Annotated in this window: 15 protein-coding genes; 7 read left to right on the top strand and 8 right to left on the bottom strand. The window is 68.2% G+C overall.

The window, feature by feature from the left end; all coding sequences use genetic code 11:
• Positions 1-16: 16 nt before the first annotated feature.
• Both E1261_RS33190 and clpS read right to left on the bottom strand, forming a co-directional pair.
• The gene (locus tag E1261_RS33190; protein ID WP_132413637.1) at positions 17-568 is read right to left on the bottom strand and encodes a DUF2017 domain-containing protein; all 552 of its coding nucleotides are present in this window, start codon (positions 566-568) and stop codon (positions 17-19) included.
• Complete coding sequence (gene clpS, locus E1261_RS33185; RefSeq protein ID WP_132413636.1) at positions 565-852, bottom strand: ATP-dependent Clp protease adapter ClpS; 288 nt, start codon at positions 850-852, stop codon at positions 565-567. The genes E1261_RS33190 and clpS overlap by 4 nt, the downstream gene beginning before the upstream one ends.
• Before the next feature lie 94 nt (positions 853-946).
• Here clpS and E1261_RS33180 point away from each other — a divergent pair, with 94 nt between their 5' ends.
• Together E1261_RS33180 and E1261_RS33175 are read left to right on the top strand one after the other, a co-directional pair.
• Positions 947-2,236 carry a nicotinate phosphoribosyltransferase gene (locus tag E1261_RS33180; RefSeq protein ID WP_238176577.1) on the top strand — a complete coding sequence of 430 codons (1,290 nt, stop codon included), beginning with the start codon at positions 947-949 and terminating at the stop codon, positions 2,234-2,236.
• Entirely contained in the window at positions 2,233-2,709 is a 477-nt protein-coding gene (locus E1261_RS33175) for a MarR family winged helix-turn-helix transcriptional regulator (RefSeq protein ID WP_132413634.1), read from the top strand. Before E1261_RS33180 ends, E1261_RS33175 begins: the two co-directional genes overlap by 4 nt.
• Here the strand turns inward: E1261_RS33175 and E1261_RS33170 are convergent.
• The 4 genes from E1261_RS33170 to E1261_RS33155 form a co-directional block, all read right to left on the bottom strand.
• Complete coding sequence (locus E1261_RS33170) at positions 2,698-4,089, bottom strand: PepSY-associated TM helix domain-containing protein (protein WP_132413633.1); 1,392 nt, start codon at positions 4,087-4,089, stop codon at positions 2,698-2,700. The two genes, E1261_RS33175 and E1261_RS33170, sit on opposite strands and share 12 nt — an antisense overlap.
• 72 nt (positions 4,090-4,161) lie before the next feature.
• Positions 4,162-4,986 carry a nucleotidyl transferase AbiEii/AbiGii toxin family protein gene (locus E1261_RS33165; protein ID WP_238176576.1) on the bottom strand — a complete coding sequence of 275 codons (825 nt, stop codon included), beginning with the start codon at positions 4,984-4,986 and terminating at the stop codon, positions 4,162-4,164.
• A 38-nt stretch (positions 4,987-5,024) separates the two neighbouring features.
• Positions 5,025-5,600: a type IV toxin-antitoxin system AbiEi family antitoxin domain-containing protein gene (locus E1261_RS33160; protein WP_238176575.1), complete on the bottom strand. Its 576-nt coding sequence runs from the start codon at positions 5,598-5,600 to the stop codon at positions 5,025-5,027.
• An 87-nt stretch (positions 5,601-5,687) separates the two neighbouring features.
• Complete coding sequence (locus E1261_RS33155; protein WP_132413630.1) at positions 5,688-6,911, bottom strand: D-arabinono-1,4-lactone oxidase; 1,224 nt, start codon at positions 6,909-6,911, stop codon at positions 5,688-5,690.
• Positions 6,912-7,015: 104 nt separating this feature from the next.
• Between E1261_RS33155 and E1261_RS33150 the strand changes: the two genes are divergently transcribed.
• Positions 7,016-8,002 carry a hypothetical protein gene (locus E1261_RS33150; protein WP_238176574.1) on the top strand — a complete coding sequence of 329 codons (987 nt, stop codon included), beginning with the start codon at positions 7,016-7,018 and terminating at the stop codon, positions 8,000-8,002.
• Between the two features lie 37 nt (positions 8,003-8,039).
• On the top strand, positions 8,040-9,038 hold the full coding sequence (locus tag E1261_RS33145; RefSeq protein WP_132413626.1) for a YdcF family protein: 999 nt from the start codon (positions 8,040-8,042) through the stop codon (positions 9,036-9,038).
• Here E1261_RS33145 and E1261_RS33140 read toward each other — a convergent pair.
• Together E1261_RS33140 and E1261_RS33135 are read right to left on the bottom strand one after the other, a co-directional pair.
• On the bottom strand, positions 9,035-9,799 hold the full coding sequence (locus E1261_RS33140; RefSeq protein WP_132413624.1) for a sulfite exporter TauE/SafE family protein: 765 nt from the start codon (positions 9,797-9,799) through the stop codon (positions 9,035-9,037). The two genes, E1261_RS33145 and E1261_RS33140, sit on opposite strands and share 4 nt — an antisense overlap.
• Positions 9,796-10,497: a FadR/GntR family transcriptional regulator gene (locus E1261_RS33135; RefSeq protein ID WP_132413622.1), complete on the bottom strand. Its 702-nt coding sequence runs from the start codon at positions 10,495-10,497 to the stop codon at positions 9,796-9,798. The genes E1261_RS33140 and E1261_RS33135 overlap by 4 nt, the downstream gene beginning before the upstream one ends.
• Positions 10,498-10,736: 239 nt before the next feature.
• Between E1261_RS33135 and E1261_RS33130 the strand changes: the two genes are divergently transcribed.
• The 3 genes from E1261_RS33130 to E1261_RS33120 all read left to right on the top strand — a co-directional run bounded on the left by E1261_RS33130 (position 10,737) and on the right by E1261_RS33120 (position 16,439).
• The gene (locus E1261_RS33130; RefSeq protein ID WP_132413621.1) at positions 10,737-11,993 is read left to right on the top strand and encodes an SLC13 family permease; all 1,257 of its coding nucleotides are present in this window, start codon (positions 10,737-10,739) and stop codon (positions 11,991-11,993) included.
• A complete protein-coding gene (locus E1261_RS33125; protein WP_132413620.1) occupies positions 11,987-13,375 on the top strand; it encodes a carboxyl transferase domain-containing protein in 1,389 nt (462 codons plus the stop codon). The genes E1261_RS33130 and E1261_RS33125 overlap by 7 nt, the downstream gene beginning before the upstream one ends.
• A 91-nt stretch (positions 13,376-13,466) precedes the next feature.
• Positions 13,467-16,439, top strand: coding sequence for an AfsR/SARP family transcriptional regulator (locus E1261_RS33120; RefSeq protein ID WP_165952737.1), 2,973 nt, complete (start codon positions 13,467-13,469; stop codon positions 16,437-16,439).
• Positions 16,440-16,577: the final 138 nt, after the last annotated feature.

Here is a 16,577-nt window from a genome sequence, read left to right as displayed (position 1 = left end):
GTTCTGGGGGTGGGCTTTAGCGCATGTTGTGGAGGAGGGCTGATTGGAGGTAGCCGAGCCAGTCGTAGAGGTCGTAGGTGAGGCGGCGGGGGTCGTCCTCGGGGAGTTTCTCCCAGGTGGCGTGGTCGTCTTCGTCTTTGATGTCGAGACGGGTGCCGATGGCCAGGCGGAGGTCGTTGAGGGCGCGCAGCCAGGAGAGTTGTTCGTCGGGTTCGAGGGCGATCTCGTCGGCGCCGGACTCCTCCAGGGCGGAGAGGACGCGTTTGGCGTCGGTGATCTTGCCGTCGCGGAGGCCACGTTCGGTGAAGCGGCGGAACTCGGACGAGGCCATGTCGTCGGAGCCGTAGGCGTCGGGGAAGAGGCGCTGCAGGACGATGTCCTCGGGCGGGGAGGTGGGGCCGTCGGAGTCCAGCAGGGCGGCGAGCGGGTCGCTGGACTGGGTGGCGCGCGGCGGCATGCCGTCGTACAGGAGTTCGACCAGGTTGCGGAGCAGGTTGGCGAGGATGTCGGCCTCGTGCTCGGCGAAGCTGACCGCGACGATCTTGCGGCGCTTGCGGAACCGGGTCACGACTTCTCGCAGGTGGCCCACAGGCCGTAGGAGTGCATCGCCTCGACGTCGCGTTCCATGGCTTCGCGGTTACCGTTCGACACCGCCGACTTGCCCTCCTCGTGGACCTGCATCATCAGCTTCTCCGCCTTGGTCTTGGAGTAGCCGAAGTAGGTCTGGAAGACGAAGGTGACGTAGTCCATCAGGTTGACCGGATCGTTCCAGACGATCGTCACCCACGGTGGGCTCAGCTGGATCGCCTCGTCGACTTCGGGGCTCTCGAGCTCGCTCGGTGCGGTGGTCACTGACCCATTCTCTCCACTAGCAGTTCCGGACTCGCAATAGGCTGCCCTTGTGAACACCTCGACCGCGCTCCTGACGGACCACTACGAGCTGACCATGCTGCAGGCCAGCCTGGCCGACGGCACGGCGCAGCGCCGCTCGGTCTTCGAGCTGTTCGCCCGCCGCCTGCCGGACGGCCGCCGCTACGGCGTCGTCGCCGGCGTGAACCGGCTGCTCGACGCCCTCGAGCAGTTTCGCTTCGACGAGCAAGCGATCGCCTTCCTGGCCGATCGGGGTGTTGTCGACCAGGTTACCCGGGACTGGCTCGCGGACTACCGCTTCAGCGGCGACATCGCCGGGTACGCCGACGGCGAAATCTTCTTCCCCGGCTCCCCGGTGCTGGTGGTGGAGTCGAGTTTCGCCGAGGCGGTGCTCCTGGAGACCGTCTTCCTGTCGATCCTGAACCACGACTCAGCGGTCGCCTCGGCCGCGTCCCGGATGACCTGGTGGGCCGGTGGCCGGCCGTGTATCGAGATGGGTTCCCGGCGGACCCACGAGGAGGCTGCGGTCGCCTCCGCACTGGCGGCGTACATCGCGGGCTTCGCAACCACCTCCAACCTGGAGGCCGCCCGCCGCTACGGCATCCCCAGCGCGGGTACGTCGGCGCACTCGTTCACCCTGCTGCACGACACCGAGAAGGAGGCGTTCACCTCGCAGGTGGATGCCCTCGGCAAGCGCACCACCCTGCTGGTCGACACGTACGACGTCGCCGAGGCGGTCCGGACCGCGATCGAGATCACCGGCCCCGAGCTGGGCGCCGTACGGCTGGATTCGGGTGACCTGCCGTCGCTGGCCGGTCAGGTCCGCGAGCAGCTCGACGCGCTCGGCGCGACCAAGACCCGGATCATCGTCACCTCGGACCTGGACGAGTTCCAGATCGCCGCGCTCGCGCCGGCGCCGGTCGACGGCTACGGCGTCGGTACGTCGCTCGTCACGGGCTCGGGCTATCCGACCTGCGGGTTCGTCTACAAGCTGGTGGCCCGCGAGGACGCGAGTGGCGAGCTGCTCCCAGTGGCGAAGAAAAGCCCGGACAAGATGTCGATCGGCGGCCGCAAATGGGCCCTCCGCCGCCGGACTACGGCCGGAGTCGCGGAGGCCGAGCTGATCGGTGTCGGCAGCCGCCCCGAGGACGACGGGGACGACCGCGAGCTGCTGCGACCGCTCGTCAAGGGCGGCGAGATCGTCGGCCGCACCACCCCCGCCGAGTCGCAGGCTCATCACCTGAAGGTCCGCGACGAGCTCCCCCGCTTCGCCAGCCAGCTGAGCCGCGGCGAGCCTGCCCTTCCCACCCAGTACGTCGGCGACTTCGCAGCGCAGAACCCGTTCGCCCCGCGGAGCCACACATGACCGCGGTCGAAGAGCCCTGGCCGGTTGATTCGCCGGCCGGACCGCGTGACGTGCTGATCGCGTTGCGGTTCGCCGACCGCGCCGCCCGGAAGGCCGTTGCGGCCGAGCTGGTCGGCACCGGACTGCACACCGGTCAGGAGCTGGTGCTCGCCAAGCTCCTCCATCACGGCTCGCTGCCGGTCGCGAAGCTGGCCAAGGTCCTCGACGTCGAGGTCCCGACCGCCACCAAGACCACCCAGCGGATGGAGGCGGCCGGGCTGGTCCGTCGCGTGAAGAACACCACCGACGCCCGCCAGGTAGCCATCGAGCTCACCGACCACGGCGCCGAGCTCGCCCAAACCGTCCAGGACATCTACGACCGAGCTGGCAGCCGAGCCTTGGCGGCCCTGTCACCCGAGGACCGCCGTCAGCTCCGCAACCACCTCTGGACGCTCACCACCACCCTCGAGGGCGACCCACGCTCACACGAGTAGCTCGTCGCTCTCCTTCGCGGCGGGCTGCGGTGCGGAGACGCGCCACCGGTAGAAGCCAATGGCCAGATCGACGACGACGAAGGCTGCGAGGGACACGCCGAGGAGCGGAAGGAAGAGCCCGACTCCCACCGCAAGCACCAGGACGGTGAGCAAGGCCGGGATCGGCAGCTCGCGCCAGGTCCCACGGCGGGCCGGGCGGCCGAACCGGAGCGTGTGGTTTCTGGTCGGTCGGCGCAGCCACCACATCCGGTAGCCCCAGACCACCATCGCCACGATGGTTCCGGCGACGATCAGCAACAGGAGCTGATTCGCCAGGCCGAACAGCAGGCCCATATGCGCGTCGATCCCCCACCGCGACAGCTTCGCCGCCACCGGATAGTCGGCGAACCGGACAACGTCGGTCACCTTGCCCGACATCGGATCGACGGCGACCGCGTCGGCCTGCGTCGGCCACGCCTTCCCGATCTCCTGGGCGACGAACGACGTACCGGCTTTCTTCGGTGCCATGATCTCCAGCGGACCGTCCAGCTGGGCGGATCGCGCGGACTGCAGGGTCTGGTCCCACTCCCCGACCACGGGATCGACCGCGCCGCCGGGCATCGTGTGCCCCTCGTGCCCAACGTGATCCGCCGCGGTGAGCGCCGTACTGACCGCTGGTGTCTTCCAGGCCAGCGAAGACCGCAGGTCCGACACGTTCTCGCCGGCAAACCTTGACCAGGTCAGGCCGGTCGCCGACAGGAACAGCATCCCCAGGATCACCCAGGTGCCGAGGACTCCATGCCACGACAAAGTACGCCGTCGCGCACTGCCGGACCGCTCGACCCGGACCCGAGATCCGGTACGGCGACCTGTCCACCACAGCACGAGCCCCGCCAGCGCGACCAGCCACAACCAGGACGCGGCCAGCTCGCTGTAGATCCGGCCGGGCTCACCCAGGTGCAGGTTCGCGTGCAGACGCGACAGCCAGGTCCGGAACGGCAAGGCACCGCTGGAACCGTAGGCAGTCAGCTCGCCGGTGACCGCAGCGTTGGCCGGATTCACGAACACTGCAAGGCGTTCCGACTCACCGAGGCCCGGTACGTCGAACAGCACGCGAGTCGTGTCACCCGGCCCGGCCGCCGGTCGTACGGCGAGCAGCGTGCCTTCTGGCTGCCGCTCCCGGGCAGCCGTGACCTGCTCGCTCAGAGGCACCGTCGTACCGGAGCTCTCGACGAACATCGTGTCGCGGTAGAGCGCGTTCTCGACCTGCGGCGCCAGTGCGTAGACGAACCCGGTCAGCGCGGTGATCAGCAGGAACGGGCCGACGACGATGCCGGCATAGAAATGCAGCCGCACCAGCAACGGCCTGGTCCGGGACAGAGCGTCAGCAATAGGGGGCATTCAGTCACTGTGGTGGGCCCATGTTGCCTGTACCAACCACTCCGGTTGCCGCGGAGTTTCCCTTTACTCTCGTCAGTTCTGTGCCACTGAGAGGACCGGGTCAAGGAAGGCGGCCACCCCTGCAAGGGCCTCGGCGAAGGTTGCAGGTAGTTCGTCGCCCCGGGCTTGTCGTCGGCGCCAGGCACTCCACTTTGTTTCGGCAATCGCGGGCATTGATTCCAGCATCGGCAGCAAGGGACGGAGTTCCACATCGCGGTGGTTCGCCACAACTTCGAGGGCCGACCTCAGCTCCGCAGCAGCGAACGGGTACGCCGTACTGATCAGCAGTACGTCTGCGAAGTCACGCCACCGGGTGTTTGCCGTGCCCCGTTCGATGGCGGTGACGGCCTTCTCCGCGATGACCATCGCCAGTGGATAACCGCGCAGCCGAAGTGGTGCTTGCCCGAGGTCGACCAGCCGCGGCAGCTCGATCTCCTGCGGGTGCGGCCAAATGGGGTCTCCGAAGTTGATGTCGATCCCAACTGTCAGCCGTGATCGACCAAGTGCCCCGACGAGCCGCACTCGCACGCCGGAATACTCGTCCTCATCCCGGATCTCCTGCGCACGCATGCCGTGCTCATCGAAAACCAGACCGTCGTCCAGATCGATCAGCGCAATACTCCGGACCCGCTCCAGGACGAGATCCACGTCGTTCGGCAGTCCGATCGCTTGCAGGTCGATGTCCTTCGTCGGCCGCCGCAGGTCGAAAGCCGCGAGCAGGACGCCGCCCTTGAGCACGAAGTCGTCACGGTGGCCGGAACCGGCGATCCGCGCGAGCAGCCCTTCCAGGGTGTAAAGAGTCAGCAACTCCTGCACATCACCGCCGGTGGCGCGGGCGACTCGCTGGACGGCGAGCATGATTTCTCCGGACGGAGTTCCCCGGCGTGGCAGCGGGCTCACAGCAGAACCTCCAAGGCAGCTCGGACTGCGGGCAGCGCCTTCGGGAAAGACATACCGATGTCCAGCAGGGTCGCTGGTGTGCTTCCGCGCCGCCGCAACCACCGTTTCAGGGCCTCGTTGGCGATATCGGCGCCGATGTCATGCCGTAGGCGATAGGCATCGACGATGGTCCGCTCAGCGGAGTAGATCCCGATGGTGATGCCTTCGACAACATCCCGCTCGGTCCGGCCGAGAGCAAAGGTTGCACGGTCGAAGGAATGCCACTTGATCGTCGCGAACCGGGTCGTCAGCGGGCGCTCTCCTCGCGGCAGGGCAATGTCGCTGGCGCGGGGAATCTCGTCGGTGAGGTCATGCAGTGCGAGAGCGCTCAGCAGGCAGAGGGTCGCTGCCCGGTTTCGGCACGCAATTGATGCCCACCCCGCCGTCGTGTCGTCCAGCATTCCCGCACGCACGTAGATCCCTGGGGCGACCCGCTCGTATTCTCCCGCCTTGGCCAAGGCGTAGAGCCGATGTGTGGTCAGCCCCAGGCTGTCGAGATCGGTCCGGCGAAGCACGACCGGCAGCGGCGTCACGGCAACCACCTCCCTGATCAGACAAATTGTTTACACATAGATCCTATCTGTAAACAATTCGTTCGCAAATCCGAGGGAGACCCACCCTCACCGGGGCAGGTAGGTGTCCAGGTACTCGTTGCGGAACTTGCTGTCCGGGTCGTAGCGGCCGGCCAGGGCGATGAAGTCGCGCACCTTCGGGTAGCGCGCGGCGAGGGTGGTGGCGTCGGCGGCGAAGACCTTGCCCCAGTGCGGGCGGGCGTCGAGCGGGGCGAGCGCTTCTTCCAGGACCTCCAGGACCGGTCGTACGGCGGCCTCGTCCTGGATCCAGGTGAAGTGCAGGGCGACTGTGTCGCGGCCCTGGCTCGGGCTGAGCCACAGGTCGTCGGCGGCGATCGTGCGCACCTCGGAGACCTGGATGACCTCGGCGAACTGCTTGCCGAGGGCCCGCAAAATCTCGACCGCCTCGGCAGCACGCGCCCGCGGAACGAAGTACTCGGACTGCAGTTCGTCACCGTTGCTCGGGGTGAACTCGAGCCGGAAGTGCGGCAGCCGCTCGTTCCAAGGACCCGGTACGCCGCCCTGCTGGGTCGCGTAGTCGGCCGGCATCACCTTGATCGGGTGCCGGGGGCCGTCGGCAACCGTCGCGCCGAGCCATTCACGGTCGTACGCCGCGGTCTTCTGCTTCCGCCAGACCATCACGGCGGGATCGACCCAGTCGGTGAACGCGCTGACGCTGTAGGCGCTGCTCATCACCTTGTCGAAGTCCGACTGCAGTCGCCGGACCGGCAGGCCGTCGTACACGACCTGACTGATCTCGTACGTCCGCTCGACGTTGAGGGTGAGGCTCACGATCACGCCGAGGGCGCCCAGCGAGATGACCGAGCCGTTGAAGTCGGGGTCGTCGCGGGTCAGGGTGACCAGCTCGCCGGACGAATCGATGAATTTGATCGCGTAGACGGCGTCGGCCAGCGGCCGGTTCCGGTCGCCGGAGCCGTGCGTTCCGGTCGAGCAGGCGCCGGCCACCGAGATGTGCGGGAGCGAGCCGAGGTTGTGCAGCGCCAGGCCACGGGCCTGCAGGGCCGGGGCGATCTCGCCGTACCGGAGGCCGGCCGAGACGGTCACGCCGGAGGTACCGATCTCGAGCACCTTCGGCAGGTCCGCGATCGAGACCAGGGTGCCGGGCGTGTCGGCGATCCGGTTGAACGAATGCCCGGTGCCGAGCACCCGAACCTTCTCCGAGCGAGCCACCAGCTCCTGCAGCTCGGCCACGGATCGTGGTCGCTCGAGCACACTGGAGAATTCGACATTTCCGGCCCAGTTTGCAACCACGGCGCGTCCCTTTCCGTCGTACCGGTCCCAGCTGACTCTTTCACACCCCTCGACGTTAAGGTCGGGGAATCGTCTCTTGGAGAGGAATCACCTTGCGTTTCGACATGACCCGTCGCCGGGTCGCGATCAGCCTCGGCCTGGCCGGCCTGTTGGCCGCCGGCACCGCCACCACGGTCGCACTGACCGGCCCCGAAGCATCGCAGGCAGCGACGACATCGGCTGCCGCCGCGACCCGGGCGATCAGCTGCGACACCAAGACCGGTGGCGGTAGCTTCAACTACGACGGCCCGGCGGCGTCGACGAAGTACGACACCCGGTTCAGCAACAGCGCCGCGCTGCCGCACCTGGGCAAGTACATCCCGCAGGGTATCGGCACCTGGTGGAACTGGTCCGGTAAGAAGAACCTGCTGCTCGTCACGATGTACCACCCCAAGCAGAAGTCGCTGATCGTCGGCATCGACCCGGCCACCAACAAGGTCGTCGGTGACGTGAAGATCGACGAGACGCACGGTGGCGGTATCACCACGTCGATGGGCTGGGCGTTCGTCCAGGGCAGCACGAACGGTATCCGCAAGTACAAGCTGTCCACGCTGGCCGCCAAGATGAAGGAGGCCGGCACGCCGACGATCAAGCCGGTCGGTCCCGAGCGCAAGGTCTACGGCGCCTCGTTCCTGACCAGCTACGGCGACTCGCTCTGGTCGGGGAAGTTCAACGACAAGGGCCGCGACAAGATGTACGAGTACAAGATCAAGGCCAACGGCTCGCTGGTCACGGTCAACCGGGCCTGGGAGGTCCCGACCAAGACCCAGGGCCTGCTCGTCACCAAGTCGCACTTCATCTACAGCACGTCGTTCGGACGCAAGAACCTCAGCAACCTGTACGTCGTCCGCCGTGGCCAGCCGGATCTCGACAAGGCCAAGCTGTCCTGCTTCCGGGCCCCGAGCATGTCCGAGGGCATCACCGAGTTCGGTGGCCGGGCGTACCTGGTGTTCGAGTCCGGGGCCTACGAGTACCGCTCGGACCCGAAGACGAAGAACGTCATCACCCGGTTGCACAAAGCATCGATTTCGTCACTGACCAGCCTGGCGTGAGCTGATCGGGCGCCATCCGATGGTTGGATGGCGCCCGATGACCATCTGCTTCTCGATCGCCGGGTTCTGGTTCCTGATCTTCGGCATCAGCTTCCTGTACGACCGGCGGCTGTTCCGCAACAGCATCTTCCTGGTGTTCGCGCTGATGTTCGCCGGGCTCGGCGCGCTCTTCGCCGTCGCGTCGGTCAGCCGCGACCTGGCCGAGCTCCTCGCCTACGGGATCCTGTTCCTGATCCCGGTGACGATCGCCGTGCTCGCCGTCTTCCTCGTGGTCAACGGGGTCACGATGCTGCGCCGCGAGGGCCGGCGGCCGAAGAACCTGCTGTCGCTGGCGGCCGGGCTCGGCATCTTCGCACTGGTGATCTTCGGGCTGGCCGTGCAGCAGCTCAACTGGCCGTTGCTGGCCGCGCTGCGCACCTCGATCATCGGGGTACTGACCTACGTCTCGTTCCTGTTCGTCTGTTTCCTGATCTACGCCTTCGTCTACAGCCGGATCCGGTCGTCGCGGAAGATCGACTTCGTGATCGTGCTCGGCTCGGGACTGCGCGGCTCCCGGGTTCCACCGCTCCTGGCCAGCCGGCTGGACCGCGGCAAGCTGGTCTACGACCGTGCGATCCGCAAAGGCCGCAACCCGATGCTGATCACCTCGGGCGGACAGGGGCCGGGTGAGGACATCCCCGAGTCGCACGCGATGGCGACGTACCTGATCGAACGCGGGGTGCCCGCGGACCGGATCCTGCGCGAGGACCGGTCGACCTCGACCACGGAGAACCTGCTCTTCAGTCGCGAACTGATGGTGGCGCGGGTGCCGAAGTACCGGTGCTTGATCGTCACCAACAACTTCCACGCCTTCCGGGCCGCGCTCACCGCCCGCAAGGTGAAGGTCAACGGCCAGGTGGTCGGCTCACCGACCGCCCGCTACTACTGGCCGACGGCAACGATCCGCGAGTTCGTCGCCATCCTCTTCAGCCACAAATGGATCAACGGAATCATCTGCGGCGTGCTCTTCGTGATCCCGTTCGTGCAGTTCGCCTAGGTCAGCATCAGGATGGCGGCGGTGATGCCTGCCAGGACGATCAGGGTGCGGAGGAGGCCGCCGGGGATGCGGCGGCCGAGGTGGGCGCCGAGGTAGCCGCCGACGATCGAGCCGGCGGCGAGCAGGGCGGCGGCGGTCCAGTCGACCTCGGCGATGACGACGAAGATGGAGCCGGCGACGACGTTCGCGGCCAGCAGGGACAGGGTTTTGAGGCCGTTGACGACGCGCAGTTCCAGGTCCAGGCCTAGCCCGAGGACCGCCATCATCATCACGCCGGCGCCGGCGCCGAAGTAGCCGCCGTACACGCCGGTGAGGGCAGTGAAGAAATACGTTGCCGGGGACATCGATGTGCGCAGCGCGTGCGGGTGGTCGCTGCGGGCGCGCAGCCAGCGGGAGATGCGCGGCTGGGCGCCGACGATCAGGCAGGTGAACAGGATCAGCCACGGCGCGACGGCGGCGAAGACTCCGGGTGGCAACGCGAGCAGCAGTACGACGCCGCCGATCGAACCGATCGCGCAGATCGCCACCACCGCGATGGTGACCGGCCGCGGCACCTCGCGCAACTCACGGCGGTAGCCGAACGATCCCGACAACGCGCCGGGTAGCAGGCCGATCGTGTTCGACACGTTCGCGACAACCGGCGGGATGCCGAGCGCGATCAGCACCGGGAAGCTCAGCAGCGACGCCACCCCGACGGTCGAGGTGAGAATGCCGGCACCGAGGCCTGCTGCGATCACCGCCAGCTGCTCGGGCCCGCTCACTGGGACTCGCGAAGTAGCGCGACGTCGGACACCAGCATCACGTGTTCGTGCATCGCGAGTGCCGCCGCGGCGGGATCGCCGGCGGCGATGGCGTCCGCGACTTTGCGGTGACCGGCCAGTGAGTCCTTCGGACGTCCGGGCTGGGACAGCGACTCCAGCCGGGTCTCGCGGATCAGGTCGTGGATCGTCTCCATCATCTGCGCGAGCAACGACGACTGGGCCGCGGCCGTGACCGCGCCGTGGAACGCCTCGTCTGCCTCGACCCCGCGGCCACCGGCCTCGATGTCCCGCTCCATGGCGGACAGCGCGGACCGGATCGCGACCAGATCAGCATCGGTACGGCGGGTTGCGGCGAGCGCGGCGAGCTTCGACTCGAGTGCGTCGCGCGCGTCGATGATCTCGGGCAGCCGGTCGGCGTGCGCCCGGATCGCCTCGATCACCGGCCCGGTCCGGGCCCGCTCGGTCAGCACCGTCCCGTCCCCGTGCCGAACCAGCACCGCGCCGATCACCTCCAGCGCCACCAGCGCCTGACTCAGCGTCGCCCGGCTCACGCCCAGCCGCTGCGCCAACTCACGCTCCGGCGGCAGCCGGTCCCCCGGCTGCAGCCCGTTCTCACTGATCCAGGCCCGGATCTGATCTGCCACCTGCTCATACAGGCGGGAGCGCGGCACCGGACGGGGAGGCGACGGCAAGTCCATGAACCCCACTGTATTGACAGATGGCTCATTGGACTATTGGCTAGGCCACTCAGCCAGGGTGTGGTCAGTGGCTCCGCGTCGTAGCGAGGAGGTGCTCGGTGCGGTAGCTCGGCGTGCTGGGGCGAAGGGCTCGATGTGGTTCATCGTGCCCTTTGCACCAGTGCGGCGAGGTGCCGTGCCGAGTGCCCCGCAGTAGACGGGGAGCCGCTGACCACACCCCAACTACTGTGAGGTAGCTCATGGGACCGGAATGGGTTGCGATCCTCGCGCTTGTCGCGTTGTTCGTGGTGGGCACGGTGCTGCCGATCAACATGGGGGCGCTCGCGTACGTCGCCGCGTGGCTCGTCGGCATGTACTCGCTGCACCTGTCGGAGAAGGAGATCCTGGCCGGGATCAGCGGTGATCTCGTCCTCACCCTGATCGGCGTCACGTTCTTGTTCGCGATAGCGAAGAACAACGGCACCGTCGACCTGATAGTCGCGGGCGCGGTCCGAGGGGTCGGTGGGCGGGTCGCGCTGATCCCGTGGGTGATGTTCGCCGTCACCGCCGTACTGACCGCGATCGGCGCCGCCAGCCCGGCGGCCTGCGCGATCATCGGGCCGATCGCCCTCGGCTTCGCGGCGCGGTACAAGATCAACCCGCTGATGATGGGCATGTTCGTCGTCCACGGCGCGCAGGGCGGTGGCTTCTCGCCGATCAGCATCTACGGCACGATCACCAACTCGGTGATGGCCGACAACGGCCTGCCGAACAGCGAGCTGACCGTCTTCTTCTCCAGCCTGGCCGTCAACCTGGTGATGGCGACCATCCTGTTCGTGGTCCTCGGCGGCCGGAAGCTGCTCGCCCAGCGGGCCGACCAGATCGAGCTGCCCGCGCCCACCGGAACCGAGCCGCAAGGCGCGCGCCGCGATCAGATCCTGACCCTGATCGCGTTCGTCGGGGTCGCGGTCGTCGCGCTGGCGTTCGACAAGAACATCGGGTTCGTCGCGATCACCGCCGCGGTCATCCTCGCGATCCTGTCCCCGATCAAGAACAAGGACGCCGCCAAGCAGGTCGCCTGGCCGACCGTCCTGCTGGTCGCCGGTGTCAGCACGTACGCAGCGATCCTCACCGAAGCGGGTTCGCCGCAGTTCGTCGGCAAGTGGGCCGCCGGGCTCGGTGCGGCCGTGATCGGCGCGCTCGTGCTCTGCTACGTCGGCGGTGTGGTCTCGGCGTTCGCCTCATCGACCGCGCTGCTCCCGGTGATCATCCCGATCGCGTTGCCGCTGATCGCCCACGGCCATCTGAACGCCGGTCTGTTCGTCGCCGCACTCGCTGTCGCCTCGACCATCGTCGACGTCAGTCCGTTCTCCACGAACGGCGCCCTGATGCTCGCGAACCGCCCGGACACGATCACCGAACCCGTGTACTACAAGCAGATCCTGACCTATAGCGTGATCGTGGTCGTCGTCGGACCGCTCCTCGTCTGGGCTGCGTTGGTGGCCCCGGGATGGTGAGTACCGCACGCGGGTTGATCAACGCGTTCCTCGACACCGACTCGTTCGAGTCGTGGGATCAGCCAGCCGTGCAGGTGGCCGATCCCGAGTACCAGGAGCAGTTGCGTCGCGCGGCCGAACGAGCCGGTACGGACGAGGCCGTGCTGACCGGGCGTGGCAGCGTGCACGGGCGGCCGGTCGTCGTACTGGTGAGTGAGTTCGCGTTCTTGGCCGGGTCGATCGGGCGGGTGGCCGCGGAGCGCATCACGGCCGCGATCCGGCGCGCCACCGCGGAGCGGCTGCCGGTCGTGGCGTCGACCGCATCCGGTGGGACCCGCATGCAGGAGGGCGCGCCGGCGTTCGTCGAGATGATCTCGATCTCGAGCGCATTGATGGCCCACAAGGCGGCCGGGCTGCCGTATCTCGTGCATCTGCGGCACCCGACGACCGGTGGCGTGTTCGCTTCCTGGGGTTCGCTCGGGCATGTCACCGTGGCCGAACCTGGTGCCCTGACTGGGTTTCTCGGGCCGAAGGTGTTCGAGGCGCTGAACGGACGGCCCTTCCCGGAAGGCGTGCAGACCGCCGAGAATCTCGCTGCGCACGGCGTGATCGACGGTGTCGTCGCGACGGCCGATCTCCCAGTCCTGCTGGACCGGGCGCTCGCCGTACTGGTCGATCCACCGGTCGCTCCGCGGCTTCCCCGCCGTACCGGATCGATCGATCCTGGTGACGCCTGGGCCTCGGTCCTCCGCACGCGACGGCCTGAGCGCGCGGGCGTCCGCGACCTGCTCCGGTACGGCGCCGCCGGGACCGTGCGGTTGACCGAGCCGGACGCGAGTGTGCTGGTCGCGTTGACCCGGCTCGACGGCCAGCCGTGTGTCGTCGTCGGCCAGGATCGTTCGCAGTCCAAGCCGATGGGCCCGGCCGCACTCCGGCAGGCGCGCCGCGGCATGAACCTGGCCGAGTCCCTCGGTCTGCCGTTGGTGACGGTCATCGACACTCCAGGTGCCGAGCTCTCCCCCGCTGCCGAGGAAGGCGGACTGGCCGGCGAGATCGCGCAATGCATCGCCACCTTGGCCACACTGACCGTCCCGACCCTCGCCATCCTGCTCGGCCAAGGCACTGGTGGCGGCGCCCTCGCACTCCTGCCGGCCAAGACCGTCATCGCCCCCGAACACGCCTGGCTCGCGCCCCTACCACCCGAAGGAGCCAGCCAGATCGTCCACCACGACCTCGATCACGCCGACGCCCTGGCCAGGAAGCAACACATCACCGCCCTGGACCTCCACCTCAGCCGCACCATCCACCAACTCATCCCCGAGAACGACAACGACACCGCAGCAGACCTAGCCATCGCAGTCGTCGCCGAAGCCGCCGTACAACTCCATCGCGGCACCCGCTGACTGCACCTTCCACCCAGCGAAACGCCTCCGCCGTCTCGCACCTTGATGCAATCGGTTGGCCGTAGTCCCCCAGCAAGGCAGACTTGTTCCAGTGACCGAGCAGCTACGCATCGAGCTCCTCGGACCCCTGCGTGTGCTGCGAGACGGCGAGCAGATCACCGTCGGTGCGCACCGCCTGCAGACCCTCCTCGCCGTCCTGGCCTTGCGGGCCGGACAGATCTGCACCGCCGAAGAACTCCTCGACCTGGTCTGGGAGGACAACCCGCCTGGCACCGGCCTCAAGGTCCTCCCGCCGTACATCTACCGCCTTCGCCGGATCCTTCCCGCCGACTTCGTCGCCCGGACCGCGGACGGCTATGTGCTGCGACTGCCCGCAGGATCCCTGGATGTCGACGACTTCGAAACCGCGGCCGCGGCAGCGGGCCGCCTGCGCGAGTCCGGCGACCTCGACTCGGCGGCCGCCGAGTACACCCGGGCGCTCGCGCATTTCCGTGGCGAACCGCTGGCCGGGCTCTCCGGCTCCTTCCTCGCCGCCCAGCGGCACCGTCTGACCGAGCGCCGGGACAAGGTCTTCGGCGATCGCGTCGACCTCGACCTGGACCGTGGCCGGGCCTCCGAGCTGATCGCCGAACTCGTCCCCGCCGTCGAGGCCAAACCGTTCGACGAGCGGCTGGCCGGGCAACTGATGCGTGCACTGGCTGCCGACGCCCGCCAGGCCGACGCGCTCGCCGTCTACACCCGCACCCGCGAGACCCTCGTCGACCAGCTCGGCGTCGAACCCGGACCGGCCTTGCGCGCGATCCACCAGAACATCCTGCGCAACGAGGCCGCCGCGCGGACCCGCGACGAACTCCCGTACGCCGGTGCCTCCTTCGTCGGCCGTGAGCGGGAGGTCGCGGCCCTCGTCCAAGCACTCGGACCGGGTCCGGCCGAGATCCCGCCGGTCGTCGCCGTCGACGGGATGGGCGGGGTGGGCAAGACCGCACTGGTCGTCCACACCGCGCGCCGGCTGAGCCCGCGCTACCCGGACGGCGTCCTGTACGTCGACCTCCACGGGCACTCGCCGAGTCAGCAGCCGCGCAACGTCAAAGCGGCGCTGGACCATCTGCTCGTCGGCGCAGGGGTCGGGGCGACGGCCATCCCGACCGAACTGGAAGCCGCCCGGTCGTTGTGGCGGACGACGGTGGCCGGTCGGCGGATGCTGATCGTGCTGGACAACGTGGCGAACAGCAGCACCGTCCTGCCGCTACTACCGGGCTCACCGACCTGCGGTGTACTGATCACCAGCCGGAATCAGCTGACCGGCGTCGACGTCCGCGAACGGCTGCACCTGGACCTGCTCACGCCGACCGACGCGACCGATCTGCTCACCCAACTGGTCGGCGCCGAGCGGGCCGGGGAAGATGTTGCTGCCAGCAACGGGTTGATCCGCCGCTGCGGCAGCCTTCCGCTGGCCCTGCGGATCGCCGGCGCCCGGCTCCGGCACCGGCCGTCGTGGACCGTGGCCCATGTCAACGAGCGCCTGGACCGTGCGGATCGCCGGCTGGCCGAGCTGACCGCGGACGGGATCGGAGTCACGGCCACCTTCGCGCTCTCCTACGACCAGCTCCAGCCCGAGCTGCAGCGGTTCTTCCGGCTGCTCAGCGTCCTTCCCGGTCGCGACCTCGACCAGTACGGCGCCGCCGCGCTCCTCGACTGCACACCGCACGAAGCATCCGATCTCGCCGAGGCACTCGTCGACGCCAACCTGCTCCTGCAACCAGTCCCGGGACGGTACGAGCCGCACGATCTGATCCGCGAGTACGCCGCCCAGCTGGCCGCGGCAACCGATCCACCGGCAGCACTGACCGCGGCCGCCGACAGACTGCTGGAGTACTACGTCCAGGTCTGTTTCAACCCGTTCTCCCGGTACGAGGGCATGTGGTTCTTCGAGCCGGGCCGCCGTCCACCGCGGGCGACTCCGTCGTTCGGCAACCTCGAGCACGCGAAGGCCTGGGCCGATGCCGAGGCGGACAACCTCGCTGCCGCGGTCGAGTACTCCGCGACCGCCGGCGACGCCGTCCGCACCTGGCAGCTCGCCCTCGCGGCGGTCAACTACCTTGAGCGCCGCGGCAAGGTCCAGCAGCAGAACCGGGTCCTGGAGCTAGCCCTCGCGGCGGCGGAGTCGATCGGCGACCTCGAGGCACAGGCCCGCGTCCTGCTCGCCACCGGCCGGCTGATCCGGATGCAGCAGGGTGCCCACGCCTCCGTCGACAAGCTTCGCGACGGCTTGGCGCGCTTGCCTGCCGATGGTGACCTCCTGCTGCGCGGTCACCTGTACGCCGGACTCGGCACAGCCCTGCGCACCCTCGATCCGGAGGGCGAGGCCTTGGCGCTGCTGAGGGAGGCAGCCCGGCTGGGTCGTGAGCTCAAGAACGACCGGCTGCTGACCCAAGCCCTCACCTCCCAGGGCATCATCCACGCGAACGCGCCCAACCACGCCGCGGCCGTCGAGGCGTACGAGGAGGCGGTCGCGGTCTTCGAACGCACCATGCGGGGCGGCCTGATGGCCGATGCACTCAGCGGCCTGACCGGAAGCTACCTGGGCCTGGGCCGGATCGAGGACGCGATTGCCACCGGCAACGCTGCGTACGAGCTCGCGGTCGAGCTCGGCAACAAGTTCAGCATGCCCTGGGCGCTCGGCGCGCTGGGAAAGGCCTATCGGGCGCGGGGCGACCTCGAACTGGCCGTCAGCACCCATCGCCGGGCAGTCGTTGCGGCCGAGCAGATCGGTTCCCCGATGACAATGTGGTCCATGCAGCTGCACCTCGGAACCAGCCTGCTCGCTGTCGGCGACATCGACGGTGCGCTCGGGTGTTATCAGCCCGTCCTCGAGCAGTCGATGGCCGCCAAGGACCACATCTACGTCGTGGAAACCCTGGACTGCCTGGCGAATCACGCACTCGCCACCGACCAGCGGGAGCTGGCGGTCGACTACCTGCACCAATCGCTCGCCGTCGCTGACGAGCACATTCCGTCCCGTTCCGCCGGTCTGCGCGAGAAGCTGGCGAAGCTCAGTTCGTGAGGCAGTCGGTGGCGCCGTTGCGCCATTGGTGGTCGTAGCGGCCGGCGAGCTTGGTGACGAAGTCCTCGATGCGATCGTTGTCCAGGGCATCCAGTTTGTCGAGGCGTTGCCAGGCGGTGAGGGCGATCGGGGTGGGGA

Origin of the sequence: Kribbella albertanoniae (genome assembly GCF_004348455.1) — a bacterium.
GTDB lineage: Bacteria > Actinomycetota > Actinomycetes > Propionibacteriales > Kribbellaceae > Kribbella > Kribbella albertanoniae.
The sequence above is the reverse complement of the archived record's forward strand: the minus strand, read 5'-3'. Positions and strand labels throughout refer to the sequence as shown.